Raw genomic sequence first — 24,073 nt, forward strand, 5'->3', positions numbered from 1 at the left:
TGGTAGCGGGTTCTGGGCTCGATTCCCGAGCCGTTGTGACCGCGACTCAACCGAAGGTTAGAACTTACTTAACTGGGATGGGAACACGGAATGGGCGGCGGGTAAGATGCGCTTTACTGGACGGTGTCATAATGCCCGTCCGCCGCGGCGGGTTCCAGGTTTAAATCAGACGATTTCGATCCTGATTGTCGGGAGTTGGCCCCCATGCCCCGCGTTCTCATCATCGACGACCAGAAGGACGTCCGCGCGATGATCGCGATCGTGCTGCGGGTCAATCGTTTCGAGGTCGTGGAGGCGGAGAGCGGTGCTGCGGGGCTGAAAGCCTTCGCGGACGAGCCGTTCGATGCGGCGATCATCGACATCTTCCTTGGTGACACCAGTGGCGTCGACGTCATCGCGACCCTGCGCGAGCGTGCGCCGGGCCTTCCCGTCATAGCGGTGTCCGGGATGACGGCCCTCGACTTCATGGAACAATCGTCCCACCTCGCCAACGTGGTCTGCCTGCAAAAGCCGTTTCGCCCGAACGATCTGCTGCAGGCGTTGCGGAGGGCCCAGGCCGCCGCCTGCGGCGAGCTGCCCGCGGCCGTCTGAGCTTGCCGCAAGAAGAAACGCCCCGGGCGAGCCGGGGCGCGTTGATAATCGGGATAGTGGCCCTCAGGCCCGGCGAGCGCGGTTAGGTGCCGTTACCTTTGATCTCGGCGTAGCCGCCCTTGGCGTCCCATTTGTAGACGACGTAGTCGATCTGCTTGATGTCGCCCTTGGCGTCATATTCGATCGGGCCGATCACGGTATCCCACTTGCCGGCCTTCATCGCTTCCATGACCTTTTTGGCGTCGGTGCTGCCGGCCTTCTTGGCGGCCTGCGACCAGACCTGCATCGCCGCGTAGGTGTAGAGGGTGTAGCCTTCGGGATCGATGCCCTTGGCCTTGAAGGCGTCGACGATTTTCTTGGCGGTCGGCTTGTTGCGCGGATCGGGGCCGAAGGTGAACAGAGTGCCTTCGCCGGCGGGGCCGGTGATCGAGGCGTACTCCTTGTCGGCGAGCGCGTCGCCGGCCATCAGCACGGTCTTGAGACCCTGGTCGCGCATCTGGCGCAGGATCAGGCCGCTCTCCTGATGATAGCCGCCGACATAGACGAGATCGATGTTCTCGCGCTTCAGGCGCGAGACGATCGCGTTGAAGTCCTTGTCGCCCTTGTTGTAGGACTCGTACATCTTCTCGGTGATGCCGGCCTTGTTGAGCGCCTTCTTGGTCTCGTCCGCAAGACCCTTGCCGTAGGTGGTCTTGTCGTTGAGGATGGCGATGTTCTTGCCCTTGTAGTTCTTGGCGATGTACTGCGCCGCGATCAGGCCCTGCTGATCGTCGCGGCCGCAGACGCGCGCCACGTTCCAGAGCTTGCGCTCGGTGAACAGCGGGTTGGTCGAGGCCGGGGTGATCTGCAGCACGTTACCGTCGGCATAGGCTTCCGAGGCGGGAATCGACGACGACGAGCAATAATGCCCGGCGACGAACGGCATCTTGGCGCTGGCGATCTTCTCGGCCACCGAGCGTGCCTGCTTCGGATCGCAGGCATCGTCCTCGACGGAGAGCGCGAGCTTCTTGCCATTGACGCCGCCGGCGGCGTTGATGTCGGCCACGGCCATCTCGGCGCCGTTCTTCATCTGGCGGCCGAAGGCGGATTCGCCGCCGGTCATCGGGCCAGCGACTGCGACGGTGACATCCTGCGCGAATGCCGCGCTCGACAGCGCGAGCGATGCGCCGAATGCCAGACCGATGAGCTTCAGTGATTTCATGAGATACCTCGCGGGTGGTCGGCCTGTGGAAATTGCCGGGCTAGCCCGGTCCAAACCGGCGCCATTCTTGAATGAATTCGAGGAGAAGTCACCGGCAAAATACGGGCATGTGCGGAGATATCTCGCCACATTCCGCCGCAAGCGGTCCGCCTCAAGCCCGGTCAGCCGTGCCGGCCGCCTTCCAGATACGCGGCGCGGATCTCAGGGCGCTGCAGCAACTCTGCGCCGGTGCCCGCCAGCGTGATCAGGCCATTGACCATGACATAGCCGCGATGGGCGAGCTTGAGCGCGTGGTTGGCGTTCTGCTCGACGATCAGCACGGTGAGGCTGTCCTGCCGGTTCAGGGTGCGGATCGCATCGAAAATCTGGCGGGCGATCAGCGGCGCGAGCCCGAGCGAGGGCTCGTCGAGCAGGAGCAGGCGGGGCCGGCTCATCAAGGCGCGGCCGATCGCCAGCATCTGCTGCTCGCCACCCGACAGGGTTCCACCGCGCTGAGCGTAGCGTTCCTTCAGCCGCGGGAACAGCGTGAAGACGCGTTGCAGCGTCGTCTCGCGTTCCGCGTCCGTGCATCCGGTGGCATCGGCACCCATCTGGAGGTTCTCGGCAACGCTCATGCGCGGGAAGATGCGGCGTCCTTCCGGCGATTGCGCGATGCGCAAATGCGCGATCTCGTGGGTGGGAACGCCGGTGATGTCGCGGCCTTCGTACAGGATCTGGCCCGAGCGGGCGCGGGGCTTGCCGAAGATCGTCATCATCAGCGTCGACTTGCCGGCGCCGTTGGCACCGATCAGTGCCACGATCTCGCCGGCATTGATCTCGACGTCGACGCCCTTCAGCGCCTCGATCTTGCCGTAGGCAGCGCGAAGGCCTCGGATCGCGAGCAGGGGAGTGGGCGACGTCACGACCCGCTCTCCATCACCGCCGCCGCCTCCTCCTCGTCGGTGCCGAGATAGGCGGCGATCACCTTGGGATCGTCGCGGACCTCGCGGGCAGAGCCTTCCGCAATCTTGACGCCATGATCCATCACCACGATGTGGTCGGAGATCTCCATCACCACCGACATGTCGTGCTCGATCAGCAGGATCGAGGTGCCGTCGTTGCGGATCGAGAGCAGCAGTTCGCTGAGAGCGGCGCTCTCGCGCGCGTTGAGGCCGGCGGCGGGCTCGTCGAGGCATAGAAGCGCGGGCTCGGTGCACATCGCGCGCGCGATCTCGAGCCGGCGCTGGTCGCCATAGGCGAGATTGCCGGCAGCGTCATCGGCGCGCTCGAGCAGATTGACGCGCCTGAGCCAATCGGTGGCGAGGTCGATTGCCTGCTTTTCGGCCTCCCGGTAGGCGGGCGCGCCGACGAGGCCGAGCAAGGTGAAGCCGGAGGCGCGCATCAAGGCGTTGTGCTGCGCCACCATCAGGTTCTCCAGCGCAGTCATGCCGGGAAACAGACGGATGTTCTGGAAGGTGCGCGCCACCTTGGCCTGCTTGGCGATGCGGAAATCGTTCAGCCGTTCCAGCGCGATCACCCTGCCATCGTCATGGGTGAGGCGGATGGCGCCGCCGGTCGGCTTGTAGAAGCCGGTGATGCAGTTGAACACGGTGGTCTTGCCGGCGCCGTTCGGTCCGATCAGCGCGGTGATCTTCTTGCGCTCGGCCGCGAGGGACAGGTCCTGCACCGCGACGATGCCGCCGAAGCGCATGGTCAGCCGGTCAACACTGAGGATCTTGTCGCCGCTCATCCGTGCCCTTCCTTGACGAGGTCGGAGGAGATCGCCTGCGCCTTGGTCAGGTACACGGTCGGGGCGCGATGGCCGATCAGGCCGCGCGGCCGCCAGATCATGATCAGCACCATCGCCATGCCGAACACCAGCATGCGGTAGCCCTCCAGGCTCCGGAACAGCTCGAAGCCGCCGATCATGGTGAGGGCGGCAAGCGCAACGCCGAGCTGCGAGCCCATGCCGCCAAGCACGACGATGGCGAGCACCAGCGCCGATTCCTGGAAGGTGAAGGACTCGGGACTGATGAAGCCCTGGCGCGTCGCGAAGAACGCGCCGGCAAAACCGCCGAACATTGCGCCGGTCGCGAACGCCGTGAGCTTTGTCGTCGTCGTGTTGATGCCGAGCGCGCGGCAGGCGACCTCGTCCTCGCGCAAGGCTTCCCAGGCGCGGCCGATCGGCAGGCGGCGCAGCCGGATCGTGACCCAGTTGGTCAGCAGCGCGAGCGCCAGGATCAGATAGAACAGAAAGACGATGCGATGGGTCGGGGAGTACTCGATGCCGAGCTTTGCAGCGAGCCCGTCGTCGCTGTTGTCGAGCGGAATGCCGAAGAGAGTGGGGCGCGGAATGCCGGAAACGCCGTTGGGGCCGCCGGTGAGCTCCTGCCAGTTGATGATGACGAGGCGGATGATCTCGCCGAAGGCGAGCGTCACGATGGCGAGATAGTCGCCGCGCAGGCGCAGCACGGGAAAGCCGAGCAGCACCCCCCAGAACGCGGCGAGAATGCCCGCGAGCGGCAGGCAGATCCAGAACGACCACCCGAAATTGGTGGCGAGCAGCCCGTAGGAATAGGCGCCGACCGCATAGAAGGCGACGTAGCCGAGATCGAGCAGGCCGGCGAGGCCCACCACCACGTTCAATCCCCAACCCAGCATGACGTAAGTGAGGACGAGGATGGCGAGGTCGAGGATGTAGCGCTGGTTATAGAAGATGACGGGCACCAGCAACGTGAAGATCAAGAGCGCCGGCGCGAGATAGCGGCCGATGAACGAGATGCTGCTCTGCACGGCTGGTGGTACCAGCTTCTCGGCGCCGGTTGGGCCGATCCATTGCCGCAGCAGCTCGATCACGATCGAGCCGCCGAACACCGCGGCAACGAGGGATGCAAGCTCGCCGTAGCGCGTCCAATAGGTGAGCTGGCCCTCGGAGCCCGCCTCGGTGCGGATGCCGACCATCAGCGAGAACATAACCAGCGCGATCAGTGCGTTGACGAAGGCTGTCTTCAGAAGGGGGAGAATGCCGGAGGCGCGACTTGCGGATGTGGTATCTGGCGAGAGGACTGTCACGCGCGGACCGTCAGACTTTTTCGACTTCGGGACGGCCGAGCAGGCCGGTCGGCATGAAGATCAGCACGACGATCAGGATCGAGAACGCCGCGACGTCCTTGTACTCGACCGAGAAATAGGCTGACCAGAACGTCTCGATCAGGCCGATCGCAAGGCCGCCGAGCATGGCGCCGGGCAGCGAACCGATGCCGCCGAGCACGGCCGCGGTGAACGCCTTAATGCCGGCGACGAAGCCCATGAAGAAATCGACCAGCCCGTAATAGAGCAGGTACATCAGGCCAGCGACCGCGGCGAGCGCGGCGCCGATCACGAAGGTCATGGAGATGGTGCGGTCGACGTCGACACCGAGCAGCGCCGCCATGGTCTGGTCCTGCTCGCAGGCGCGCATGTCGCGCCCGAGCCGCGTGCGTGAGACCAGCCAGGTGAAGATCGCCAGCAGCACGATGGTGGTGATGACCACCATGATCTGGATGTTGGAGAGCTGGATGACGAAACCGTCCGGGCTCTCATGCAGGGTGTAGCCGCCGGTGATGAATGGCGGGATCGGTTTGACGCGCGCGCCTTGCGCAACTTGCGAATAGTTGGTCAGAACGAACGACATGCCGATCGCCGACAACATCGGGGCCAGGCGGAAGGAATGGCGCAGCGGGCGGTAGGCGATGCGCTCGATGGTCCAGCCATAGAGTGCGGTGATGGTCATCGAGACCAGGAGCACGACGAGCAGAATGACCGGGATCGCGGTCAGGCCGAGCGAGATCAGGATCAGGAAAGTGATCAGCGCGATGAAGCCGCCGATCATGAAGATATCGCCATGGGCGAAATTGATCATGCCGACGATGCCGTAGACCATCGTGTAGCCGATGGCGATGAGGCCGTAGATCGAGCCAAGCACGAGGCCGTTGATGAGCTGCTGGGCGAAATAATCCATGGACTGCCGTACCAACCTGACGCGGCTCAAAGGGAGCTCTTGAGAGAGTTCTTGGGCCCCGGCAGCCCTTGAGCGTTCGTCTCGTTTTCTAACAGGAGGGAACTGGCCGCCGCAACAGCCGAGGCCTTGGCATCGAGGCTTGTACAGAGGTCATTTCGGCTACGAACGCCATTTCGGCGGTTCCGCAGGTGCGAGGAACCGGGTTCCTGGGGGCAACCAAAATGCGGGCGGCCGGTTATCTCCGCTCTGACGTCCAACAAGGGAGTTTCCCCGAATGACGAAGCAGCAGAACCAGAATCCGGGCCAGCAGAGTCAGAATCCCGGCCAGCGCACCCCGCAACAGCAGCAGGGCGGCGGCCAGAAACCCGGACAGCAGCAGCAGGATCCGATGCGCCAGGGCGACCGCCCCGGCCAGCAGAGTGGCCAGCGTAGTCAGGAATAAGTTTTGGGAGCCCAAGGGAGTCCACCAAGGGAGTCCAGGGGTGAAGGGGAGTAAAGGGGGTCCCGCCGAAAGGCGGGGCCTTTTTTTCTCCGGCGGGCGATGCGCCGGGCCGGTTAAGGTAAACAAAGGGTTTAAATTGCCGCCACAGTCTGATGCGAGTTAGCTCCCGGCAAAGCCTTCCCAACGAAGGCGCGTGGCAGGCGAAGCGGGAAGCGGCATGTTCAGGAATTGGCGGATCGGCTCGGTCAACGGCGCGCTGTTGGCGGCCTATTTCATCCCGGCCTGGGCCCTCGTTGCCTTCAACATCGTGATCTCGCCGGTGCACGGCCTTTACGAGCGGCCGAGCGTCGCGGTGGCCCTGTTCCTCAGCGACCATCTCCTGATGGCGGGGATGGAAACGGTGCGCGCGGCCTGGCTGCTGGCGCTCGGCCGGGCGACCGTGGTGGCGTTCTTCGCGATCTATCTCGTGCTGCTGTGCATTCCGCGCACCCGCAAGAGCGGCAGCGGCGACGAAGCGCTGGGCATCGCGCTTGCAATCGGCAGTCTGATCTCGTTCGCGAGCATGGTGATGGCCTCCAAGGTCGGCGAAATGGCCGCGCTGCGGCTGCACGCCACCGAGCTCCTGCTCCTGCTTGGCGCCGCGATCGTGGTGGTGATCGAGAAGCCGGCGGCAGCGCCCAAGATGGTCCAGAAGGCCGTCGAGGCCCCCGCGCCGTTAGCTCTTGAGCAGGCCGAGCTCCTGCACAATCGCTGAAGCCTCCTTGACGGCGTGGTTCGCCGCCGGCACGCCACAATAGATCGCCTGCTGCAACAGGATTTCCTTGATGTCGTCGGGTGTGAAGCCGCCCTCGGCCAGCGCCGCGCGCACGTGCAGGCGGAATTCGTCCCATTGCCCGAGCGCGACCATGGTGCCGATCACGAGCACGCGTCGCGTGCGCTCGTCGAAATGCGGCCGGGTCCAGATCTCGCCCCACGCGTATCGCGTGATCAGGTCCTGGAAGTCGGTGTTGAAGGCATTGCGGTTCGCGATCGACTTGTCGACCCAGGCATCGCCCAGCACCTTGCGGCGCACATTCATGCCGGCATCGCGGCGCTTCTGGTCGTCCATAATGTTTCCTCCAGGCAGTCATTCCGGGGCGATGCGAAGCATCGAACTATGGTGCGCAATTGCGCACCTGAGAATCTCGAGATTCTGGGTTCGCCTCTTCGAGGCGCCCCGGAATGACGGGGTAGCTAGTGCTGTGTCAGAAAGCCGACCACCGCCTCGGTGAACGCGTGCGGCTGCTCGACATTGGAAATGTGCGCGGCGTCGATGATGGTCATGCTAGCGCCGGGAATGTTGGAGCGGATCAATTCGCCCGCCGAGATTGGCGTTGCCATGTCGTGGCGGCCGGCGATCACAAGCGTCGGGCTCTTGATCTTCGGCAGCAGCGCGCGCTGGTCGAGCGTCGACAGCGCCTCGCAGCAGGCGAGGTAGCCCTCCACGGGAGAGGCAAGTAGCATCGACCTCATTCTTGCGGTGATCTCAGGCTCGCGCTCGCGGAAATCCGCCGTCAGCCAGCCCGCGAGCACGGCATCGGCCACCGCTGCGATGCCGCCTTTCTTCACAGCGTCGATGCGCTCCAGCCATTTGGTCGGCTCGGCATAGTAGCAGGAGGTGTTGGCGAGGATCAGCTTGCCGAAACGCTCCGGCGCATTCGCGCCCAGCCATTGTCCGACCATGCCGCCCATCGACAGGCCGCACCAATGCACCTTCTCGATATTGAGGTCGTCGAGGATCGCGAGCACGTCGCGGCCGAAGCGCTCCATCGTGTAGGGGCCGGGCGGAACGTTGGACTTGCCGTGGCCGCGGCGATCGTAACGGATGACGCGGAACACCTGCGTCAGCGCCTTCATCTGCGGCTCCCACATCTGCAGCGTGCAGCCGAGCGAATTGGAGAGCATCAGGGTCGGCCCGCCGTCGCGGCCCTCGACGGAGACGTTGATCAGGCAACCGTCGGCATCGATCATGGGCATGATATTTTCCTCGTCATGCGCGGGCTTGACGCGCGGATCCATCTCGAATGCATGTTTCTCCGATGATGGATTGCCGGGTCAAGCCCGGCAAGGACATCAGGAGATATCCAATGAATCGAGCAGGCGGTCGATCAGGGCTTGCGAAGCTCCCTGATAGGCCATCGGCTCGAACAATGCCGCAATTTTTTCCGGCGCAAGGTGCGCGGTGACCTGAGAATCTGCCGACAGCACCTCGCGCAGATGCTTCTTCTCGGCAACCGCGCGCTTGCTCGCGGCCTCGATCAGATGATGCGCATCGCTCTTGCCGATCTCTTCGGCGAGCGCAAAGGTGACCGCTTCCGCCATGATCAGTCCGTGTGTGGCATCGAGGTTGCTGCGCATCCGCGCGGCATCGACGTCGAGGCCTTCGGCGATGTCGACGATCGCGGCAAGCGCGCCCGAGGCGACCAGCATCAATTGCGGCAGCGTCGGCCATTCCGCGTGCCAGGGGCCGGCGCTGCGCTCATGGTCCTGCACCTGCGCGGCAAACATCGTCGCGGCGAGTTGCGGCGCCATGATAGCGGCGCCGAGCGCGCTGGCGGAGGCGACCGGGTTGCGCTTGTGCGGCATGGTCGAGGAGCCGCCGCGGCCTTCGCCGGCCGGCTCAAACGCTTCGCCGACATCGGTCTGCATCATCAGCGAGACGTCGCGGGCGATCTTGCCGCAGCTGCCGGCGAGAATCGCAAAGCTCGAAGCCGCCTCGGCGATGCGGTCGCGATGGGTGTGCCAGGGCGCTTCCGGTAGCGGCAGGTTCAGCTCCTGAGCCAATCGCTCCGCAACGACGAGTCCCTTGTCGCCGAGCGCGGCGAGCGTGCCGGCGGCACCGCCGAATTGTAGCGCGAGGCCCTCGCGGGCGAGTCGCCGCAAGCGGCAGCGCGCGCGGGCAAGGCTTGATGCGTATTCCGCGGCCTTCAGGCCGAACGGCATGGGCAGCGCGTGCTGCAGCCACGTCCGTGCCACCATCGCGGTGTCGCGGTGCTTGCGCGCGAGCGCGGCAAAGTCCTTGATGGCGCGGCTGAGGTCGGCGTCCAGCGCGTCGACGCCGGCGCGCAAGCTGAGCATGGTCGCGGTGTCGATGACGTCCTGGCTGGTCGCGCCCCAATGGACGTAGCGGGCGGCCTCTGCGTCGGCCTTGGCGACGTTGGCGGTCAGCACCTTGACGAGGGGAATCGCGAGATTGCCGGACCGCGTCGCGGCCTCCGCCAGCGCGGCCATGTCGAAGGCATCGGCCTTGCAGGCGGCTTCGATCGCGCTGGCGGCGGATGTGGGAATCACGCCTGTTGCGGCCTCTGCGCGTGCCAGGGCTGCCTCGAAATCGAGCATGTTCTGGAGGGTCGACCGGTCGTCGCAGACCACGCGCATGGCCGGGCTCGACAGCATCGGCGCGAGCAGGGGGGAGAGGGATGTGCTCATATTATGCGTGACCTAACCACCAATGACCCGCCTGTGCCAATCCCAAACCATCGACGCAAGTCTTTTGCAGTTGCGAATATGCATTGCACGTGACCGGGCACCGCCCTTTCCTTTGCGGCCTCCGTGCGTTACTTGAGCAATATTATTCTGATCCGATCCAAATCTGATATCCCCGGGAGGCGCCCCATGGCCATGACGATGAACGGCGAAGTCCAGCTTGCAGCGCCACGCGAGGCCGTCTGGGAGAAGCTCAACGATCCCGAGGTGCTCAAGGCCTGCATCCCCGGCTGCGAGGAGCTGGAGAAGACCGAGGACGGCGGCTTCCGTGCAACGGCAAAAATGAAGGTCGGGCCGGTCTCGGCGCGCTTCAAGGGCAAGGTCATGCTGAGCGATCTCGACCCGCCGAACGGCTATAAGATATCAGGTGAAGGCGAGGGCGGCGTGGCCGGATTCGCCAAGGGCGGCGCCGCGGTCAAGCTCGCCGAGAAGGACGGCGGGACGCTGCTCTCCTACGATGTCGAGGCGCAGATCGGCGGCAAGCTGGCGCAGCTCGGCCAGCGCCTGATCAACGGCACCGCCAAGAAACTGGCCGACGAGTTTTTCGCGAACTTCGCCAAGGCGGTACAGGGCTGAGGCCTATCGCCTTTCGGCATGGCGGCTTGCGTCCGGGGTGATGTTGCCCCAGGGCACAATGGCCCATATGATGGGTTGGAATAATTATAAGAACGCTTCGACGGGACCCGTCGGGGTGCTGATAGAGAGTGCTTATGGCAAAAATCTCCCTCATCGTGAACGGCAATCCTGTAACGGCCAATGTCGATCCCCGCACGCTCCTCGTGCAGTTCCTGCGCGAGAATCTGCGGCTGACCGGCACCCATGTCGGCTGCGACACCTCGCAGTGCGGCGCCTGCGTCGTGCATCTCGACGGCAAGGCCGTGAAGTCCTGCACCACGCTTGCCGTGATGGCCGACGGCCATGAGGTCAAGACGATCGAGGGACTGGCTGCCGACGGCGCGCCGCTGCATCCGATGCAGGAGGCCTTCCGCGAGCACCATGGCCTGCAGTGCGGCTTCTGCACGCCCGGCATGATCATGACCGCGATCGACATCGTCTATCGCAAGGGCCATGAACTCGACGACCACACGATCCGGGAAGAACTAGAAGGCAATCTCTGCCGCTGCACCGGCTACCAGAACATCGTCGCCTCGATCTCCGCCGGCGCCAAGGCGATGGCGAAATCAGATCTCGCCTAACCCGCGCATCCCGCGATCAGGACATTCAGATGTACGAATTCAAATATCACCGCCCCGGGACCGTGCGGCAGGCCGCCAACCTCCTGGTGAAGAACGAGGACGCCAAGGTGATCGCCGGCGGCCACACGCTGATTCCCGTCATGAAGCAGCGTCTCGCCAGCCCCCCACATCTGGTCGACCTCTCCCATATCGAGGGGCTCAACACGATCGAGATGAAAGGCCGCTCGCTGGTGATCGGTGCCACCGCCAAGCACGCGGAGGTCGCGACCTCCGCCATCGTCGGTGAGGCCATCCCGGCGCTGGCAAGCCTTGCCGGCGGAATCGGCGATCCCGCCGTGCGCCACCGCGGCACGATCGGCGGCTCGCTCGCCAATAATGATCCAACCGCCGATTATCCAGCCGCGGTGCTCGCGCTCGGGGCGACCATCGTCACCAACAAGCGCCGCCTCAAGGCGGAAGAATATTTCCAGGGCCTGTTCTCGACCGCGCTCGAGGCCGACGAGATCATCACCAAGGTGATGTTCCCGCTGCCGAAGAAGGCGGCCTACGTCAAATTCCGCAACCAGGCCTCGCGCTATGCGCTGGTCGGCGTGTTCGTGGCACGGCGCCCGTCGGATGTGCGGGTCGCGGTCACCGGCGCCGGCTCCGAAGGCGTGTTCCGCGTCACCGCGTTCGAGGAAGCCCTGAAGAAGCGCTTCGCGTCGAAGGCGATCGAAGGCATCGAGGTGCGGGCCGACGGCCTCAACAGCGACATCCACGGCAGCGCCGAATATCGCGCGCATCTGATCGGGGTGCTGACGCGGCGTGCCCTCGACGCCGCCAACGCCAAGGCGTGAGTGAACCTCACGCCTCGGCCAAACTTGTCCCTGGTGGGGGCGTAGCGAGACTGGCTTTTTCATGAATTCAGCGGCCAATTCTTCCGGTGCTTTGCCGGCATCGGTCGATGCGATGCTCGAACTTCTGACCTCGCGCGGCTATCTCGCCGAGCGGTCGCTGGCGACGGTGACCTATCTGTCGCTGCGCATGGGCCGGCCGCTGTTCCTGGAAGGCGAAGCCGGCGTCGGCAAGACCGAGATCGCGAAGGTGCTCTCGATGGCCCTGGGTCGGAAGCTGATCCGCCTGCAGTGCTATGAGGGCCTCGACGTCTCTTCCGCGGTCTATGAGTGGAACAGCGCCGCGCAGATGATCGCGATCCGGATGGCGGAAGCCGCCGGCGATACCGATCGCGATCAGCTCTCGAGTGACATCTTCGCCGACCGCTACATGATCAAGCGGCCGCTGCTCCAGGCGCTGGAGCCCGACGTCGCCGGCCCGCCGGTGCTGTTGATCGACGAACTCGACCGCGCCGACGAGGCGTTCGAGGCGTACCTGCTCGAGATCCTCAGTGACTTCCAGGTAACCATCCCCGAATTCGGCACCGTGAAGGCGCCGCATCCGCCGATCGTCATCATCACCTCCAACCGTACCCGCGAGATCCACGACGCGTTGAAGCGGCGCTGCCTCTATCACTGGGTCGATTATCCCGCGGCCGAGCGCGAGCTCGCGATCGTCAAGACGCGCGTGCCCGGCATCTCGGCAAAACTCTCGCGGCAGGTCGTGCGCTTCGTACAGGCGCTGCGCGACCAGGATTTCTACAAGTCGCCGGGTGTCGCCGAGACCATCGACTGGGCCACTGCGCTGTCGGAGCTCGATGCCCGCTCGCTGACCCCGCAAGTGGTTGGCGACACACTGGGCGCGCTGCTCAAGTACCAGGACGATATTACCCGGATGCAGGGCGATGCCTTGCAGAAGGTGCTGAAGGAAGCGACGAACGAGAATTGATCGTCGTCGTTCCGGGGCGATGCGCAGCATCGAACCCGGAACCTCGAGATTCTCAAGTGCGCAATTGCGCACCATAGTTCGTCGCTTCGCGACGCCCCGGAATGACGGAGCGAGGATAGACCATGGCCATCAACCACCTTGCCCCGGAGCAAACCGAGCTGTTCGCCGACAACATCGTCGGCTTCGCCCGCGCGCTGCGCGCTGCCGGCATGCCGGTGGGCCCAGGCGCGGTCATCGATGCCATGAGCGCGCTGCAGGTGATCGAGATCGGCAACCGCGCCGACGTCTTCACCACGCTGGAGGCGATCTTCGTCAAGCGCCACGAGCATGCGCTGATTTTCAGGCACGCCTTCAACCTGTTCTTCCGCGCCTCGGAGGAGTGGAAGCACATGCTGGATTCGGTGCCGCTGCCGGATCAGGCCAAGAAGAAGCCGCAGGCCGGCGCCCGCCGCGTGCAGGAGGCGATGTCGCAGCCGCGCATGACCGAGACGCCGCAGCACCAGGAGCAGGATTTGCGCCTGTCGGTCTCCGACAAGGAGATCCTGCAGAAGAAGGATTTCGCGCAGATGAGCGCGGCGGAGATCAGCGAGGCCTTGCGGGCGATCGAACGGATGCACCTGCCGCAGGCCGAGCTCCTGACGCGCCGGCACCAGCGCGATCCGCGCGGGCTGCGCCTGGACCTGCGCCGCACGCTTCGCGCGTCGCTGCGCACTGGCGGCGACATCATCGACATCCATCGCCTCGGGCGGATCGAGAAGCCGGCGCCGATCGTCGCGCTGCTCGACATCTCGGGCTCGATGAGCGAGTACACCCGCCTGTTCCTGCACTTCCTCCATGCCATCACCGACGCCCGCAAGCGCGTGTCGGTGTTTCTGTTCGGCACCCGTCTCACCAACGTCACACGGGCACTGCGCCAGCGCGACCCGGACGAGGCGCTGGCGAGCTGCTCGGCCTCGGTCGAGGACTGGGCCGGGGGCACGCGGATCTCGGCTTCGCTGCACAACTTCAACAAATTGTGGGCGAGGCGGGTGCTGAGCCAGGGCGCCATCGTGCTCCTGATCTCGGACGGGCTGGAGCGAGAGGCCGATTCCAGGCTGGCCTTTGAGATGGACCGGCTGCACCGCTCCTGCCGCCGCCTGATCTGGCTCAATCCCCTATTGCGCTTCGGCGGCTTCGAGGCCAAGGCCCACGGCATCAAAATGATGCTCCCGCACGTTGACGAATTCCGCCCGGTACATAATTTGAGTTCGATCCAGGAGCTGATCACGACGCTCTCCCAGCCGCTGCCGCCGCATCACCGCAGCCTGATCCGCTCCGCAGCTTGAGAGGCAACCCATGCTCGATCGCGACGAGGATATTCTGAAGGCGGCGGAGGACTGGCAGAAGGCTGGCCGTGGCGTCGCGCTGGCGACGGTTGTGGAGACCTGGGGCTCGGCGCCGCGCCCGGCGGGCTCGAGCCTCGTCATCAACGATGATGGCACGTTCTTGGGGTCGGTCTCCGGCGGCTGCGTCGAGGGTGCCGTGGTGACCGAGGCCATGGACGTGATCGAGAGCGGCAAGCCCAAGATGCTGGAATTCGGCGTCGCCGACGAGACCGCCTGGAATGTCGGTCTGTCCTGCGGCGGCACCATTCGCGTCTTCGTCGAGAAGGTCGGCTAGCCGTGAAGCTCGCGATCCTGCACGAACTCAATGCCGAACGCGCCGCGCGCCGGCCGGTCATTCTGGTGACGGACACCGAGAGCGGCGAGCAGCGCCTGGTGAAATCAGCCGATTTCGCCAAGGACCCGCTGCGCGCTGAGCTGGAAAAGCAGCTTCGCATGGGCAAGAGCGCCATTGTCGAGGCCGGCGGCAAGAAGCTCTTCCTCAACGTCTACGCGCCGACCGCAAAGCTCGTCATCGTCGGCGCGGTCCATATCAGCCAGGCGCTGGCGCCGCTGGCACGCTCGCTCGGCTATGACGTCACCGTCGTCGATCCGCGCACGGCCTTTGCGAGCCCCGAGCGTTTCCCGGACATTCCGCTCGTTGCCGAATGGCCGGATACGGCGCTGCCGCCGCTCAATGTCGATGCCTACACGGCCTTCGTCGCGGTGACGCACGATCCCAAGATCGACGATCCCGCGCTGCTGCACGCCTTCGAGCGCAACTGCTTCTATATCGGTGCGCTCGGCTCGCGGAAGACGCACGCCAAGCGCGGCGACAGGCTGCGGGCACAGGGCGCCAAAGAGAGCGACATCGCGCGCATCCACGCGCCGATTGGTCTTGCGATCGGCGCGGTCTCGCCGTCCGAGATCGCGGTAGCGATCATGGCCGAGATCACGGCGGTGCTCCGCCTGCCACCCAAAGAAAAAGAAGAAGCGGCATGAAGTTCGGACCGGCGAGCCCCAAGGATGCGATCGGCGGGGTGACCGTCCACACCCTGCGCCAGGGACCGCTGGTGCTGAAGAAGGGCACGACGATCGGGCCTGCCGAGGTCGAGGCGCTGGAGCGCGCCGGCATCAAGGACATCGTCGTGGTGCGCATGGAGGACGGCGATGTCTCCGAGGACGTCGCGGCCGCCAGCATCGCCCTTGCCGTCGGCGGCGAGGGCATCCATGTCGAACGCGCCTTCACCGGCCGCGCCAATCTGTTCGCGGCCCGGCCCGGCGTGCTGGTGATCGACCGCGCCGCGGTCGACCGCATCAACAATATCGACGAGGCCATCACCTTCGCCACGCTCACCGCCTACAAGCCGGTGGTCGAAGGCGAGATGGTCGGCACCGTCAAGATCATCCCGTTCGGCGTCGAAGGGACCTTGCGCGATGCCGCGGTGAAGGCCGCCGGCAAGGACGTGCTGAAGGTCGCACCTTACGTCATCAAGCGTGTCGGCGTAGTCTCGACGCTGCTGCCCGGCCTCTCTTCGAAGGTCGTCGACAAGACCCTGCGCGTCACCGCCGAGCGGCTCGCGCCGGCCGGCGCCAGCATCATCGCCGAGCGGCGGGTGCAGCACGACGAACGTGCGCTGTCGGCGGCCATCACGGAATTGCTCGGCTTAGGGGCCGAGCTTGTCATCGTCTTTGGCGCGTCCGCGATCGCCGACCGCCGCGACGTGATCCCCGCCGCCGTCACCGGGATCGGCGGCGAGATCGAACATTTCGGCATGCCGGTCGATCCCGGCAATCTCCTGCTGATCGCGCGTGCCGGTGGCGTGCCGGTGCTGGGCGCGCCGGGCTGCGCGCGCTCGCCGGTCGAGAACGGGTTTGACTGGGTCTTGATGCGGCTCCTTGCCGGCATCAAGGTGACCCGCTCCGAGCTGATGGGCATGGGCGTCGGCGGCCTCTTGATGGAGATCGTGACGCGGCCGCAGCCGCGCGCCAAGCCCGAGACCGAGGGCAACAGCCAGGTCGCGGCCATCGTGCTCGCGGCGGGCCGCTCGACCCGTATGGGTGGGCCCAACAAGCTGCTCGCCGAACTCGACGGCAAGAAGCTGGTACGGATCGCGACCGAGCAAGCGCTCGCCTCCAAGGCCTCCGAGGTGATCGTCGTCACCGGCCACCAGGCCGAGCTGGTCGAGCAGGCGCTCGCAGGCCTGAAGGTGCGCTTCGTCAAGAACCCGGATTTCGCCGGTGGCATCGCAAGCTCGGTCAAGGCGGGCATCGCCGCAGTGCCGGAGACCTGCGACGGCGCGATCGTCTGTCTCGGCGACATGCCGCTGATCGATGCCGGCCTGATCGACCGCCTCATCGATGGCTTTGCGCCGGATCGCGGCAATCTGATCGTCGTACCCGTGAGCGAGGGCCGCCGCGGCAATCCCGTGCTGTGGTCGCGCCGCTTCTTCAAGGAATTGATGACGCTCGACGGCGATGTCGGCGCGCGGCATCTGATCGCCAAGCATACCGAGGCAGTTGCCGAAGTGCCCGTTGATGGCGAGAGCGCCTTCCTCGACATCGACACCCCGCAGGCGCTGGAAGCGGCACGCCGCGGATGACGCTGCCGTAGTGCCGTAGGGTGGGCAAAGGCGCGCAGCGCCGTGCCCACCATCTCTCTGCGCGATGTCGCGGAATTGGTGGGCACGCTTCGCTTTGCCCACCTTACGGCACAGTTTGCATGGTGACACATTACAGATCATCGATTTCAATCCTCCGTTCACCAAGTGGAAACGACCGCCGCTTAGAGTTCCCTCCACCTGCCTTGGGGGGAGGGGCTTTCCATGACTTCAAACGTCATCGCGCGCCGTTGCGCGATGTTTTTCTTTGCGCTGTCGGTTTGTGTCGCTGGCGCTCGCCACATTACGGATGCGCACGCGGCTGGCGCCATTGCGGTCGGCAAGTGCGGCGCCTACGGCCAGGCCTATGACTACGGCGCCGAGCACGAGGCGCGCGCCGCGGCGCAGAAGCAGTGCAAGGGCGAATGCACGACGGTCACGATGAAGCGCGCTTGCGCGGCGATGTCGGTCGATCTCGCCAATCCCTGCGGCGCCTATGGCTATGCGGTCAAGCCGAAGATCTCCGCCTCGCTCAATGCCGCTACGCGCGAATGCTACAAATATGGCGGCAAGGAATGCGTGATCCGCGCCTGGGCCTGCGACGCCAAGGGGTGAACTTCTCCGCCGTGATTCCGGGGCGTCGCGCAGTGACGAACCCGGAATTCGTGCAATAATCTCCAGATTCCGGGTCTGCGCCTGACGGCGCATCCCGGAATGACAATTTGTGGAGACATGCATGCAATTCGAGACCAAGATCGCCGTCGTAATCCGCACCGATCTTCAGGCCTGGCAGAAGCTCAACGTCGCGTCCTTTCTCACCAGCGGCATCGCTGCCGCATTTCCCGAATGCATCGGCGAGCCCTATGAGGACGCCTCAAGCACAAAATATCTTTCGCTGATCGGCCAGCCGATCCTGATCTACGGCGCCGACGGCCCAGCGCTGTCGCGGGCGCTCGATCGTGCGCTCACGCGCAACGTGAAGCCGGCCGTCTATACTGAGGACATGTTCAAGACCACGCATGATGCCGCCAATCGCGAGGCGGTGCGGGCGGTGGCGCGCACCGATCTCAATCTCGTCGGAATCGCGATGCGCGCCGAGCGCAAGGTGATCGACAAGATCGTCGATGGTTTGAAGTTTCATAGCTGACGTGACGTCAACTAGCCTACGTCATCACGCCCCTGTCATCATATGTCTGCGGCGCATAAAGTTGCGCCGTTTGACCCCAATCAAGGGCGCACCGCACGGCATCGCTAGTCTGCTCCAATTCTTGCAATGGAGCAGACTCATGCCGACCATGAAAGCCGCCATCGTCAAACAATTCGGCAAGCCGCTGGTGATCGAGGATGTGCCGGTGCCGCAGCCCGGTCCGGGCGAGGTCCTGGTCAAGGTCAAAGCGTGCGGCGTCTGCCACACCGACCTGCACGCCGCCCACGGCGACTGGCCGGTGAAGCCGGTGCCGCCCTTCATTCCCGGCCATGAGGCTGCCGGCATCATCGCCGCGCTCGGGCCCGGCGTGAAGAGTCTGAGGGTCGGCGATGCCGTCGGTGTCGCCTGGCTGCACGATGCGTGCATGGCTTGCGAATATTGCCAGACCGGCTGGGAGACGCTGTGCGAGCACCAGCACAACACCGGCTACAGCGTGAACGGCGGCTTCGCCGAATATGTCATCGCCTCGGTCGCCTTCGCCGCCAAGCTGCCGGTGACGATCGATTTCGCCGCCATCGCGCCGATCCTGTGCGCCGGCGTCACCACCTACAAGGGACAAGGAGACCGACGCCCGGCCCGGCGAGTGGGTCGCGATCTCAGGCGTCGGCGGGCTTGGTCATGTCGCGGTTCAGTACGCCAAGGCGATGGGGTTCAAGATCGCCGCCATCGACGTCGCCGAGGACAAGCTTGCGCTCGCACGCGAGACGGGCGCCGACCTCGCGGTCAACGCGCTTGCAGCCGATGCGGTGGACAAGGTTCTGACGGCAACCGGAGGCGGGGCCCACGGCGTGCTGGTGACCGCGGTGTCGACCGCCGCGTTCGCGCAGGCGCTGAAGATGGTGCGCCGCAAGGGTACCGTCAGCCTCGTCGGCCTGCCACCGGGCGAATTCCCGACGCCGATCTTCGACGTCGTGCTCAAGCGCATCACGGTGCGCGGCTCCATCGTCGGCACGAGGCGTGATCTCGACGAAGCCATCGCCTTCGCCGCCGACGGCAAGGTCAAGGCCGAGGTGACGAAGGTGCCCCTTGCGCAAATCAATGACGTCTTCGACCGGATGAAGGCCGGCAAGATCGACGGCCGCATGGTGCTGGATTTTGCCTAAAGCGTTTTCGAGCGAAGTGGATACCGGTTCGCGTAAAGGAAAGGCGCCAAGACAAGAATCTGGCGGCTCAGCCCGGCGGCATGCCCGCGAATGTCGGCAGGTCAGGATCGAGGCGATCCCAGTCATGGCCGCGTGCGGCGTAAGTCACGGCTTGCGGCTTGTAGCGGGCGGGCTCGTCGAGGCTCGCGGCGCGGATGGTGAAGATGTTGGGCATCGCTGCGAAGGTCATGTAGACGGGCAAGCCGCAGCGGACGCAGAAGCCGCGCGTCTTCACATTGCCGCTGTCGCCGACCATGTCCCAGTGCTTCGCTTCGCCGGTCAGCGTGACGCCGGCGCGCGCGAAAGTCGCGTACGAGCCGTGGCCGCTGCCGCTTTCGCGCTGGCAGTCCCGGCACTGGCAGTGGTTGCTGAACAGCGGCTCACCGACAATCGAATAGCGGATGGCTCCGCAGGCGCAGCCGCCGGTAAAGGGATTGGTCATCGCGATAACTCCTCACTTCTCGCCGCAGATGTCGTCGAGCTGGCGAACGACCTTCTTCCAGCCGCCGCTCATGACATTGTAGGCCGACTCGTTCCTCGGCAGGACGAAACCGGCATGAACGAGCCGGATCCGCGTGCCGGCCTCGACCGGGGTGAGGGACCAGGTCACGACCGTGTCGAGCGGCGCGCCGTAGCCGGTGTTGCGCTCGTCGCCGCCCTTCCAGGCATAGACGAGGCGGCTGAAAGCCACGACTTCGAGAACCCGGCAATGGATGACGCCATCCCAATGGCCGCCCGGCGTGGTCTGGAATGTAAAGGTCTTGCCTTCGACCGCTTCGAAGCCGGTCGGCTGCATCAGCCAGCGCGCGATCAGCTGTGCATTGGTCAGCACCTTCCAGACCGTCTCCGGCGCATGAGGGAGCACCTCGTCGATGACGATGTCCTTGGTTTCGGCTTGCGATGCGGCTGCACTCACGGGTCGATCTCCTTCAAGAGGTCACGCAGGTTCTGGAAACGCTCGCGCCAGAACACGCCGTAATGGTCCATCCAGGTGACCAGCGGCGCGAGGCCTTGCGGCGCGGCGCGGTAATAGACGTTACGGCCCTCGGCGCGCTCGGCGACGAGGCCGGCCTGTTTCAACGATTTCAGGTGCTGCGAGATGGCCCCTTGGGTGACTCCGCTGCCGCGGGTCAGCTCGGCAACACTGATCTCCTTGCTCTCGAACACACGTTCGAACACGGCGCGGCGGGTCGGATCGGCGAGGGCGCGCATCACGGTGGTGACGGGGTTTGGGGCGGGCTCAATCATGTGAGTTAAACTAGCGAATGCTAATGCATTAGTCAATACTAATTCGTCGGACGAACAGGACCGAAGCGTCACTTGACTATGACTGACTAGTCAGTCATATATTGAGGATGCCAAAGAAGTCGATCAAAGCCACCACATCGTCCGCAACTCGCGCCAACGCGAACGTCCCCGCAGCGAGCGAGGAGGGGCCTGCCTCGAACCGTGCCACACGCGCGGCCGAGCGGCGTGCGGCGATCGTGGAGGCCGCAATGGAGGAGTTCATCGCGCGCGGGTTCGCGGCGACGCGGCTCGACGACATCGCCAAGCGCGCCGGTGTCGCCAAGGGCACGATCTACCTGCACTTCAAGGACAAGGAATCGATGTTCGAGGAGCTGGTGCGCATCGTCATCGTGCCCGTGGTGGCGCGGCTGACGGAGTTGCCGCCGCCGGCGGGCTCGGTGCGCGATCTCGTCGAGGCCTTCGCCCGCAATTTCCTGAAAGAAGTGATCGGCACCAGGCGCGGCGATCTGGTGCGCTTGATCGTGGCGGAGGGGCCGCGCTTTCCTTCCGTCGCCGACTTCTACTACCGCGAGGTCGTCTCGCGCGGCATCGCCACGATGCGCACCCTGATCGAGCTTGGCATCGCCCGCGGCGAGATCCAGGAGAAGGATCTTGCGCGCTATCCGCAGATCCTGGTCGCGCCCGCGATGATCGCGGTGATCTGGCAGAGCCTGTTTGCGCGGCACGCGCCCCTTGATGCGCAGGACATGCTGCGCGTCCATCTCGATTTGATTTTTGGCGAACGGAGGACGACATGAGGTCGTCGCGGGTATTTTTGACGTTTGCATTGACCCTCGTGCTCGCAACCGGGCTTGCCGGCTGCAACGAGAAGCGCGACCCCGGTTTCCAGGGCTGGGTCGAGGCCGACATGATCTTCGTCAGCCCGGATGAAGCGGGCCGGGTCACGAAGCTGAACGTGCGCGAGGGCGACGAGGTCAAGGTCGGCGACCACCTCTATTCAGTCGACGATGATCTCCAGCTCGCCGACCTCAACCAGAACAAGGCGACGCTGGCGAATGCGCAGCAGACCTATGATCGCGCGGCCTCGCTGAGCAAGACCGGATCGGGCACGCAAGCCAATCTCGATTCGGCTGTGTCGGCCTTGCGCGTTGCCGAGGCGCGGGTGGCGACGTCGGAGACGCGCATGGCGCGGCGCAAGGGCTTTGCGCCGGTCGCCGGCACCATCCAGCAGATCTACTTCCGCGAGGGCGAGATGGTAGCGGCACAGCGGCCGGTGCTGTCGATCATGCCACCCGGCAACATGAAGCTGCGCTTCTTCGTGCCGGAGACCGAGCTGCCGAAGCTTGCGATCGGCGACACGGTGCGCATCGCCTGCGACAATTGCGCCGCGGACCTTACCGCGAAGATCTATTTCATCGCGACTTCGGCGGAGTACACGCCGCCCGTCATCTACAGCCTCGAGGAGCGCAATAAGCTGGTCTATCTGATCCAGGCGCGGCCCTCGCGTCCCGACGCCTTGCGCGTCGGGCAGCCGATCAACGTCTATCTCAACCCCAAGACGCCGGTGGCGGACAAGCGATGAACGACCGCAGCGACATCGCAATCGACGTCAAGGGCCTGACCAAATCGTTCGGCGGGCGCGAGGTCGTGCACGATCTGTCGATGCAGGTGAAGCGCGGCTCGATCTACGGCTTCCTCGGGCCGAACGGGTCGGGCAAGACCACGACCATCCGCATCCTTTGCGGTCTGCTGACGCCCGACAGCGGCCAGGGCACCTGCCTCGGCTACGACATCCTTAAGGACGCTGAGAAGATCAAGCGCCAGGTCGGCTACATGACCCAGCGCTTCAGCCTGTATCAGGACCTCTCGGTGCGCGAGAACCTCGAATTCGTCGCGCGGCTCTATGGTCTTGCCGATGCGCGCGACGCCGCGCGCGACATGATCACGCGGCTCGGGCTGTCGGGGCGCGAGGAGCAGCTCGCTGGCGAGCTCTCCGGCGGCTGGAAGCAGCGGCTGGCGCTGGGTGCGTGCACGCTGCCCAGTCCAAAGCTGCTGCTGCTGGACGAGCCGACCGCCGGCGTCGATCCCAAGGCCCGGCGCGATTTCTGGAACGAGATCCACGCGCTCGCAGCTGAAGGGCTGACCGTGCTGGTCTCGACCCACTACATGGACGAAGCTGAGCGCTGCCACGAGATCGCCTATATCGCCTATGGCCATTTGCTGACCCACGGCACGGTCGAGGAGGTGATCGCGGGATCCGCGCTCTCGACCTACACCGTCACGGGCGAGCGCCTGAACGGCCTCGCGGCCGAGCTCACCGGCAAGCCCGGCATCGATATGGTGGCGCCGTTCGGAACCTCGCTGCACGTCTCGGGCCGCGACGTCGCCGCACTTGAAGCCAGCATCGCGCCCTGGCGCGAGAAGAGCGGCTTGCACTGGCATAAATCCTCGCCCTCGCTCGAAGACGTCTTCATCGAGCTGATGAGCCGCTCCAAGGACAATTTCCAATGAGCGCTGTCGACCAAGCCGCACCACGGCACGAAATCCGCGAGCGCTTCGGTTTCTGGAAGCGCTCCTATGCGATGCTGATCAAGGAGTTCATCCAGCTGAGGCGCGACCGCGTCTCGTTCGCGATGATCGTGATGCTGCCGGTCATGCAGCTTCTGCTGTTCGGCTACGCCATCAACACCACGCCGCGCAATCTGCCGAGCGCCGTGCTGCTCCAGGAGGATTCCGATCTCGCCCGCTCGATCCTGAAGGCGCTGGAGAACACCGCCTATTTCCGCTTCATCTACGAGGTGCACGACGTCGACGATTTCGACAATCTGCTGAAATCCGGCAAGGTGCTGTTCGGGGTCGAGATCCCGCGCGGCTTCGAGCGGGCGGTACGGCGCGGCGACAAGCCGGCGCTGCTGGTCGCCGCCGACGCGACCGACCCGGTGGCGGCCAGCTCGGCGCTCGGCTCGCTCGGCATGGTGGTGCAGACTGCACTCGCACACGATCTCTATATCGGCGATCCTCCGGAGATGCCGTTCGAGATCCGGGCGCATGCCCGCTATAATCCGGCGGCGGCCTCCAGCCTCAACATCGTGCCGGGCTTGGTCGGCACCATCCTCACCATGACCATGCTGATCTTCACCGCGCTGTCGGTCACGCGCGAGGTCGAGCGCGGCACCATGGAGAGCCTGTTGTCGATGCCGATCAAGCCGGTGGAGGTGATGTTCGGCAAGATCATCCCTTACGTGCTGGTCGGCTTCGTCCAGGCCTTCCTCATCATCGGCATCGGCGTGTTCCTGTTCGGCGTGCCGGTGCTCGGCAATCTCGTCCTGCTGGCGCTGCTCTCGACACTGTTCATCACCACCAATCTCGCGATCGGCTACACGATCTCGACCGTGGTGCAGAACCAGCTCCAGGCCATGCAGATGTCGATGATGTTCTTCCTGCCGAGCATTCTGCTGTCCGGCTTCATGTTCCCATTCGCAGGCATGCCGGCCTGGGCGCAATATCTCGGCGAAGGCCTGCCGCTGACGCATTATCTGCGCATCGTCCGGGCGATCATGTTGAAGGGCGCGACCATGCAGAATCTGCGGTTCGACGCCCTGGCGCTGGCGGCCCTGATGCTGCTCGCCATGGTCATCGCCGTGACGCGCTTCCGCCGCACGCTAGATTGAGGCAAACTAACTCTTGAGAGTCATTCCGGGGCACGCGTAGCGTGGACCCGGAATCTCGAGATTTCCGGGATCGCGACTGCGTCGCGCCC

Annotated in this window: 28 protein-coding genes and 1 pseudogene; 18 read left to right on the forward strand and 11 right to left on the reverse strand. The window is 64.9% G+C overall.

Translation table 11 applies throughout. From position 1 onward, the window contains the following. The first annotated feature begins 204 nt into the window (after positions 1–204). Positions 205–591: a response regulator gene (locus tag ACVWY3_RS06190; RefSeq protein ID WP_456837673.1), complete on the forward strand. Its 387-nt coding sequence runs from the start codon at positions 205–207 to the stop codon at positions 589–591. 82 nt (positions 592–673) lie between these two features. On the opposite strand, the gene ACVWY3_RS06195 is transcribed toward ACVWY3_RS06190, so the two are convergent. From ACVWY3_RS06195 to ACVWY3_RS06215, 5 genes are all read right to left on the reverse strand, one after another. After that, positions 674–1,792: a branched-chain amino acid ABC transporter substrate-binding protein gene (locus tag ACVWY3_RS06195; protein WP_456837674.1), complete on the reverse strand. Its 1,119-nt coding sequence runs from the start codon at positions 1,790–1,792 to the stop codon at positions 674–676. 161 nt (positions 1,793–1,953) lie between these two features. Then, positions 1,954–2,694 carry an ABC transporter ATP-binding protein gene (locus tag ACVWY3_RS06200; RefSeq protein WP_456837675.1) on the reverse strand — a complete coding sequence of 247 codons (741 nt, stop codon included), beginning with the start codon at positions 2,692–2,694 and terminating at the stop codon, positions 1,954–1,956. After that, a complete protein-coding gene (locus tag ACVWY3_RS06205) occupies positions 2,691–3,521 on the reverse strand; it encodes an ABC transporter ATP-binding protein (RefSeq protein ID WP_456837676.1) in 831 nt (276 codons plus the stop codon). The genes ACVWY3_RS06200 and ACVWY3_RS06205 overlap by 4 nt, the downstream gene beginning before the upstream one ends. Continuing rightward, positions 3,518–4,843 (reverse strand): high-affinity branched-chain amino acid ABC transporter permease LivM, encoded by a 1,326-nt coding sequence (gene livM, locus ACVWY3_RS06210; RefSeq protein WP_456837677.1) that lies wholly within the window; start codon positions 4,841–4,843, stop codon positions 3,518–3,520. Before livM ends, ACVWY3_RS06205 begins: the two co-directional genes overlap by 4 nt. Before the next feature lie 10 nt (positions 4,844–4,853). Further along, a complete protein-coding gene (locus tag ACVWY3_RS06215; RefSeq protein WP_456843301.1) occupies positions 4,854–5,771 on the reverse strand; it encodes an ABC transporter permease subunit in 918 nt (305 codons plus the stop codon). A 274-nt stretch (positions 5,772–6,045) separates the two neighbouring features. On the opposite strand from ACVWY3_RS06215, the gene ACVWY3_RS06220 reads away from it, so the two are divergent. Next, positions 6,046–6,213, forward strand: coding sequence for a hypothetical protein (locus ACVWY3_RS06220; RefSeq protein WP_456837678.1), 168 nt, complete (start codon positions 6,046–6,048; stop codon positions 6,211–6,213). 217 nt (positions 6,214–6,430) lie between these two features. Beyond that, on the forward strand, positions 6,431–6,967 hold the full coding sequence (locus ACVWY3_RS06225; RefSeq protein WP_456837679.1) for a hypothetical protein: 537 nt from the start codon (positions 6,431–6,433) through the stop codon (positions 6,965–6,967). Here ACVWY3_RS06225 and pcaC read toward each other — a convergent pair. The 3 genes from pcaC to ACVWY3_RS06240 form a co-directional block, all read right to left on the reverse strand. Next, the gene (gene pcaC / locus ACVWY3_RS06230) at positions 6,929–7,321 is read right to left on the reverse strand and encodes a 4-carboxymuconolactone decarboxylase (RefSeq protein ID WP_456745766.1); all 393 of its coding nucleotides are present in this window, start codon (positions 7,319–7,321) and stop codon (positions 6,929–6,931) included. The two genes, ACVWY3_RS06225 and pcaC, sit on opposite strands and share 39 nt — an antisense overlap. Before the next feature lie 125 nt (positions 7,322–7,446). Further along, complete coding sequence (gene pcaD, locus ACVWY3_RS06235) at positions 7,447–8,229, reverse strand: 3-oxoadipate enol-lactonase (RefSeq protein ID WP_456837680.1); 783 nt, start codon at positions 8,227–8,229, stop codon at positions 7,447–7,449. A gap of 96 nt (positions 8,230–8,325) precedes the next feature. Then, positions 8,326–9,681, reverse strand: a complete 1,356-nt coding sequence (locus tag ACVWY3_RS06240) for a 3-carboxy-cis,cis-muconate cycloisomerase (RefSeq protein ID WP_456837681.1) — start codon at positions 9,679–9,681, stop codon at positions 8,326–8,328. Between the two features lie 186 nt (positions 9,682–9,867). Between ACVWY3_RS06240 and ACVWY3_RS06245 the strand changes: the two genes are divergently transcribed. From ACVWY3_RS06245 to adhP, 11 genes and pseudogenes are all read left to right on the forward strand, one after another. Next, the gene (locus tag ACVWY3_RS06245) at positions 9,868–10,314 is read left to right on the forward strand and encodes an SRPBCC family protein (RefSeq protein ID WP_027560188.1); all 447 of its coding nucleotides are present in this window, start codon (positions 9,868–9,870) and stop codon (positions 10,312–10,314) included. A 134-nt stretch (positions 10,315–10,448) separates the two neighbouring features. Continuing rightward, positions 10,449–10,934: a (2Fe-2S)-binding protein gene (locus ACVWY3_RS06250; RefSeq protein WP_456837682.1), complete on the forward strand. Its 486-nt coding sequence runs from the start codon at positions 10,449–10,451 to the stop codon at positions 10,932–10,934. A 29-nt stretch (positions 10,935–10,963) separates the two neighbouring features. Next, a complete protein-coding gene (locus ACVWY3_RS06255; protein WP_456837683.1) occupies positions 10,964–11,770 on the forward strand; it encodes an FAD binding domain-containing protein in 807 nt (268 codons plus the stop codon). A 61-nt stretch (positions 11,771–11,831) separates the two neighbouring features. Beyond that, positions 11,832–12,755: an AAA family ATPase gene (locus ACVWY3_RS06260; protein ID WP_456837684.1), complete on the forward strand. Its 924-nt coding sequence runs from the start codon at positions 11,832–11,834 to the stop codon at positions 12,753–12,755. A 122-nt stretch (positions 12,756–12,877) separates the two neighbouring features. Beyond that, positions 12,878–14,080 carry a vWA domain-containing protein gene (locus tag ACVWY3_RS06265; RefSeq protein WP_456837685.1) on the forward strand — a complete coding sequence of 401 codons (1,203 nt, stop codon included), beginning with the start codon at positions 12,878–12,880 and terminating at the stop codon, positions 14,078–14,080. A gap of 10 nt (positions 14,081–14,090) precedes the next feature. Further along, entirely contained in the window at positions 14,091–14,414 is a 324-nt protein-coding gene (locus ACVWY3_RS06270; protein ID WP_456837686.1) for an XdhC family protein, read from the forward strand. Between the two features lie 2 nt (positions 14,415–14,416). Next, a complete protein-coding gene (locus ACVWY3_RS06275; protein WP_456837687.1) occupies positions 14,417–15,118 on the forward strand; it encodes an XdhC family protein in 702 nt (233 codons plus the stop codon). Further along, entirely contained in the window at positions 15,115–16,719 is a 1,605-nt protein-coding gene (locus ACVWY3_RS06280) for an NTP transferase domain-containing protein (RefSeq protein WP_456837688.1), read from the forward strand. The genes ACVWY3_RS06275 and ACVWY3_RS06280 overlap by 4 nt, the downstream gene beginning before the upstream one ends. Positions 16,720–16,941: 222 nt before the next feature. Continuing rightward, positions 16,942–17,331, forward strand: a complete 390-nt coding sequence (locus ACVWY3_RS06285; RefSeq protein WP_456837689.1) for a DUF4189 domain-containing protein — start codon at positions 16,942–16,944, stop codon at positions 17,329–17,331. 121 nt (positions 17,332–17,452) lie between these two features. After that, complete coding sequence (locus ACVWY3_RS06290) at positions 17,453–17,863, forward strand: DUF2000 family protein (protein WP_456837690.1); 411 nt, start codon at positions 17,453–17,455, stop codon at positions 17,861–17,863. A gap of 139 nt (positions 17,864–18,002) precedes the next feature. After that, a pseudogene (adhP, locus tag ACVWY3_RS06295) lies at positions 18,003–19,026 on the forward strand (alcohol dehydrogenase AdhP). Between the two features lie 67 nt (positions 19,027–19,093). On the opposite strand, the gene ACVWY3_RS06300 reads toward adhP, so the two are convergent. From ACVWY3_RS06300 to ACVWY3_RS06310, 3 genes are read right to left on the reverse strand one after another with little or no spacing between them, the layout of a single operon-like run. Then, the gene (locus ACVWY3_RS06300; protein WP_456837691.1) at positions 19,094–19,507 is read right to left on the reverse strand and encodes a GFA family protein; all 414 of its coding nucleotides are present in this window, start codon (positions 19,505–19,507) and stop codon (positions 19,094–19,096) included. 12 nt (positions 19,508–19,519) lie between these two features. After that, a complete protein-coding gene (locus ACVWY3_RS06305) occupies positions 19,520–19,981 on the reverse strand; it encodes an SRPBCC family protein (RefSeq protein WP_456837692.1) in 462 nt (153 codons plus the stop codon). Further along, complete coding sequence (locus ACVWY3_RS06310; RefSeq protein ID WP_027560176.1) at positions 19,978–20,313, reverse strand: ArsR/SmtB family transcription factor; 336 nt, start codon at positions 20,311–20,313, stop codon at positions 19,978–19,980. The genes ACVWY3_RS06305 and ACVWY3_RS06310 overlap by 4 nt, the downstream gene beginning before the upstream one ends. Positions 20,314–20,420: 107 nt before the next feature. Here ACVWY3_RS06310 and ACVWY3_RS06315 point away from each other — a divergent pair, with 107 nt between their 5' ends. The 4 genes from ACVWY3_RS06315 to ACVWY3_RS06330 are packed head-to-tail and all read left to right on the forward strand — an operon-like array spanning position 20,421 to position 23,984. Then, positions 20,421–21,110, forward strand: a complete 690-nt coding sequence (locus ACVWY3_RS06315) for a TetR/AcrR family transcriptional regulator (RefSeq protein WP_456837693.1) — start codon at positions 20,421–20,423, stop codon at positions 21,108–21,110. Further along, complete coding sequence (locus ACVWY3_RS06320) at positions 21,107–21,895, forward strand: HlyD family secretion protein (RefSeq protein WP_456837694.1); 789 nt, start codon at positions 21,107–21,109, stop codon at positions 21,893–21,895. The genes ACVWY3_RS06315 and ACVWY3_RS06320 overlap by 4 nt, the downstream gene beginning before the upstream one ends. After that, positions 21,892–22,824: an ABC transporter ATP-binding protein gene (locus ACVWY3_RS06325; RefSeq protein ID WP_456837695.1), complete on the forward strand. Its 933-nt coding sequence runs from the start codon at positions 21,892–21,894 to the stop codon at positions 22,822–22,824. Before ACVWY3_RS06320 ends, ACVWY3_RS06325 begins: the two co-directional genes overlap by 4 nt. Beyond that, positions 22,821–23,984, forward strand: coding sequence for an ABC transporter permease (locus ACVWY3_RS06330; RefSeq protein WP_456837696.1), 1,164 nt, complete (start codon positions 22,821–22,823; stop codon positions 23,982–23,984). Before ACVWY3_RS06325 ends, ACVWY3_RS06330 begins: the two co-directional genes overlap by 4 nt. The last annotated feature ends 89 nt before the right edge of the window (positions 23,985–24,073 follow it).

It is taken from the genome of Bradyrhizobium sp. USDA 4486 (assembly GCF_054057995.1).

Bases quoted from the DNA above. Each gene is read 5' to 3' on its own strand.
- ACVWY3_RS06190 (WP_456837673.1), top strand. From the start codon at position 205: ATGCCCCGCGTTCTCATCATCGACGACCAGAAGGACGTCCGCGCGATG.
- ACVWY3_RS06215 (WP_456843301.1), bottom strand. From the start codon at position 5,771: ATGGATTATTTCGCCCAGCAGCTCATCAACGGCCTCGTGCTTGGCTCG.
- ACVWY3_RS06310 (WP_027560176.1), bottom strand. From the start codon at position 20,313: ATGATTGAGCCCGCCCCAAACCCCGTCACCACCGTGATGCGCGCCCTC.
- ACVWY3_RS06270 (WP_456837686.1), top strand. From the start codon at position 14,091: ATGCTCGATCGCGACGAGGATATTCTGAAGGCGGCGGAGGACTGGCAG.
- ACVWY3_RS06205 (WP_456837676.1), bottom strand. From the start codon at position 3,521: ATGAGCGGCGACAAGATCCTCAGTGTTGACCGGCTGACCATGCGCTTC.
- ACVWY3_RS06325 (WP_456837695.1), top strand. From the start codon at position 21,892: ATGAACGACCGCAGCGACATCGCAATCGACGTCAAGGGCCTGACCAAA.
- ACVWY3_RS06280 (WP_456837688.1), top strand. From the start codon at position 15,115: ATGAAGTTCGGACCGGCGAGCCCCAAGGATGCGATCGGCGGGGTGACC.
- ACVWY3_RS06260 (WP_456837684.1), top strand. From the start codon at position 11,832: ATGAATTCAGCGGCCAATTCTTCCGGTGCTTTGCCGGCATCGGTCGAT.
- ACVWY3_RS06320 (WP_456837694.1), top strand. From the start codon at position 21,107: ATGAGGTCGTCGCGGGTATTTTTGACGTTTGCATTGACCCTCGTGCTC.
- ACVWY3_RS06300 (WP_456837691.1), bottom strand. From the start codon at position 19,507: ATGACCAATCCCTTTACCGGCGGCTGCGCCTGCGGAGCCATCCGCTAT.
- pcaD (WP_456837680.1), bottom strand. From the start codon at position 8,229: ATGCCCATGATCGATGCCGACGGTTGCCTGATCAACGTCTCCGTCGAG.
- ACVWY3_RS06225 (WP_456837679.1), top strand. From the start codon at position 6,431: ATGTTCAGGAATTGGCGGATCGGCTCGGTCAACGGCGCGCTGTTGGCG.
- ACVWY3_RS06285 (WP_456837689.1), top strand. From the start codon at position 16,942: ATGACTTCAAACGTCATCGCGCGCCGTTGCGCGATGTTTTTCTTTGCG.
- ACVWY3_RS06245 (WP_027560188.1), top strand. From the start codon at position 9,868: ATGGCCATGACGATGAACGGCGAAGTCCAGCTTGCAGCGCCACGCGAG.
- ACVWY3_RS06330 (WP_456837696.1), top strand. From the start codon at position 22,821: ATGAGCGCTGTCGACCAAGCCGCACCACGGCACGAAATCCGCGAGCGC.
- ACVWY3_RS06265 (WP_456837685.1), top strand. From the start codon at position 12,878: ATGGCCATCAACCACCTTGCCCCGGAGCAAACCGAGCTGTTCGCCGAC.
- ACVWY3_RS06240 (WP_456837681.1), bottom strand. From the start codon at position 9,681: ATGAGCACATCCCTCTCCCCCCTGCTCGCGCCGATGCTGTCGAGCCCG.
- ACVWY3_RS06290 (WP_456837690.1), top strand. From the start codon at position 17,453: ATGCAATTCGAGACCAAGATCGCCGTCGTAATCCGCACCGATCTTCAG.
- pcaC (WP_456745766.1), bottom strand. From the start codon at position 7,321: ATGGACGACCAGAAGCGCCGCGATGCCGGCATGAATGTGCGCCGCAAG.
- ACVWY3_RS06220 (WP_456837678.1), top strand. From the start codon at position 6,046: ATGACGAAGCAGCAGAACCAGAATCCGGGCCAGCAGAGTCAGAATCCC.
- ACVWY3_RS06195 (WP_456837674.1), bottom strand. From the start codon at position 1,792: ATGAAATCACTGAAGCTCATCGGTCTGGCATTCGGCGCATCGCTCGCG.
- ACVWY3_RS06250 (WP_456837682.1), top strand. From the start codon at position 10,449: ATGGCAAAAATCTCCCTCATCGTGAACGGCAATCCTGTAACGGCCAAT.
- ACVWY3_RS06315 (WP_456837693.1), top strand. From the start codon at position 20,421: ATGCCAAAGAAGTCGATCAAAGCCACCACATCGTCCGCAACTCGCGCC.
- ACVWY3_RS06255 (WP_456837683.1), top strand. From the start codon at position 10,964: ATGTACGAATTCAAATATCACCGCCCCGGGACCGTGCGGCAGGCCGCC.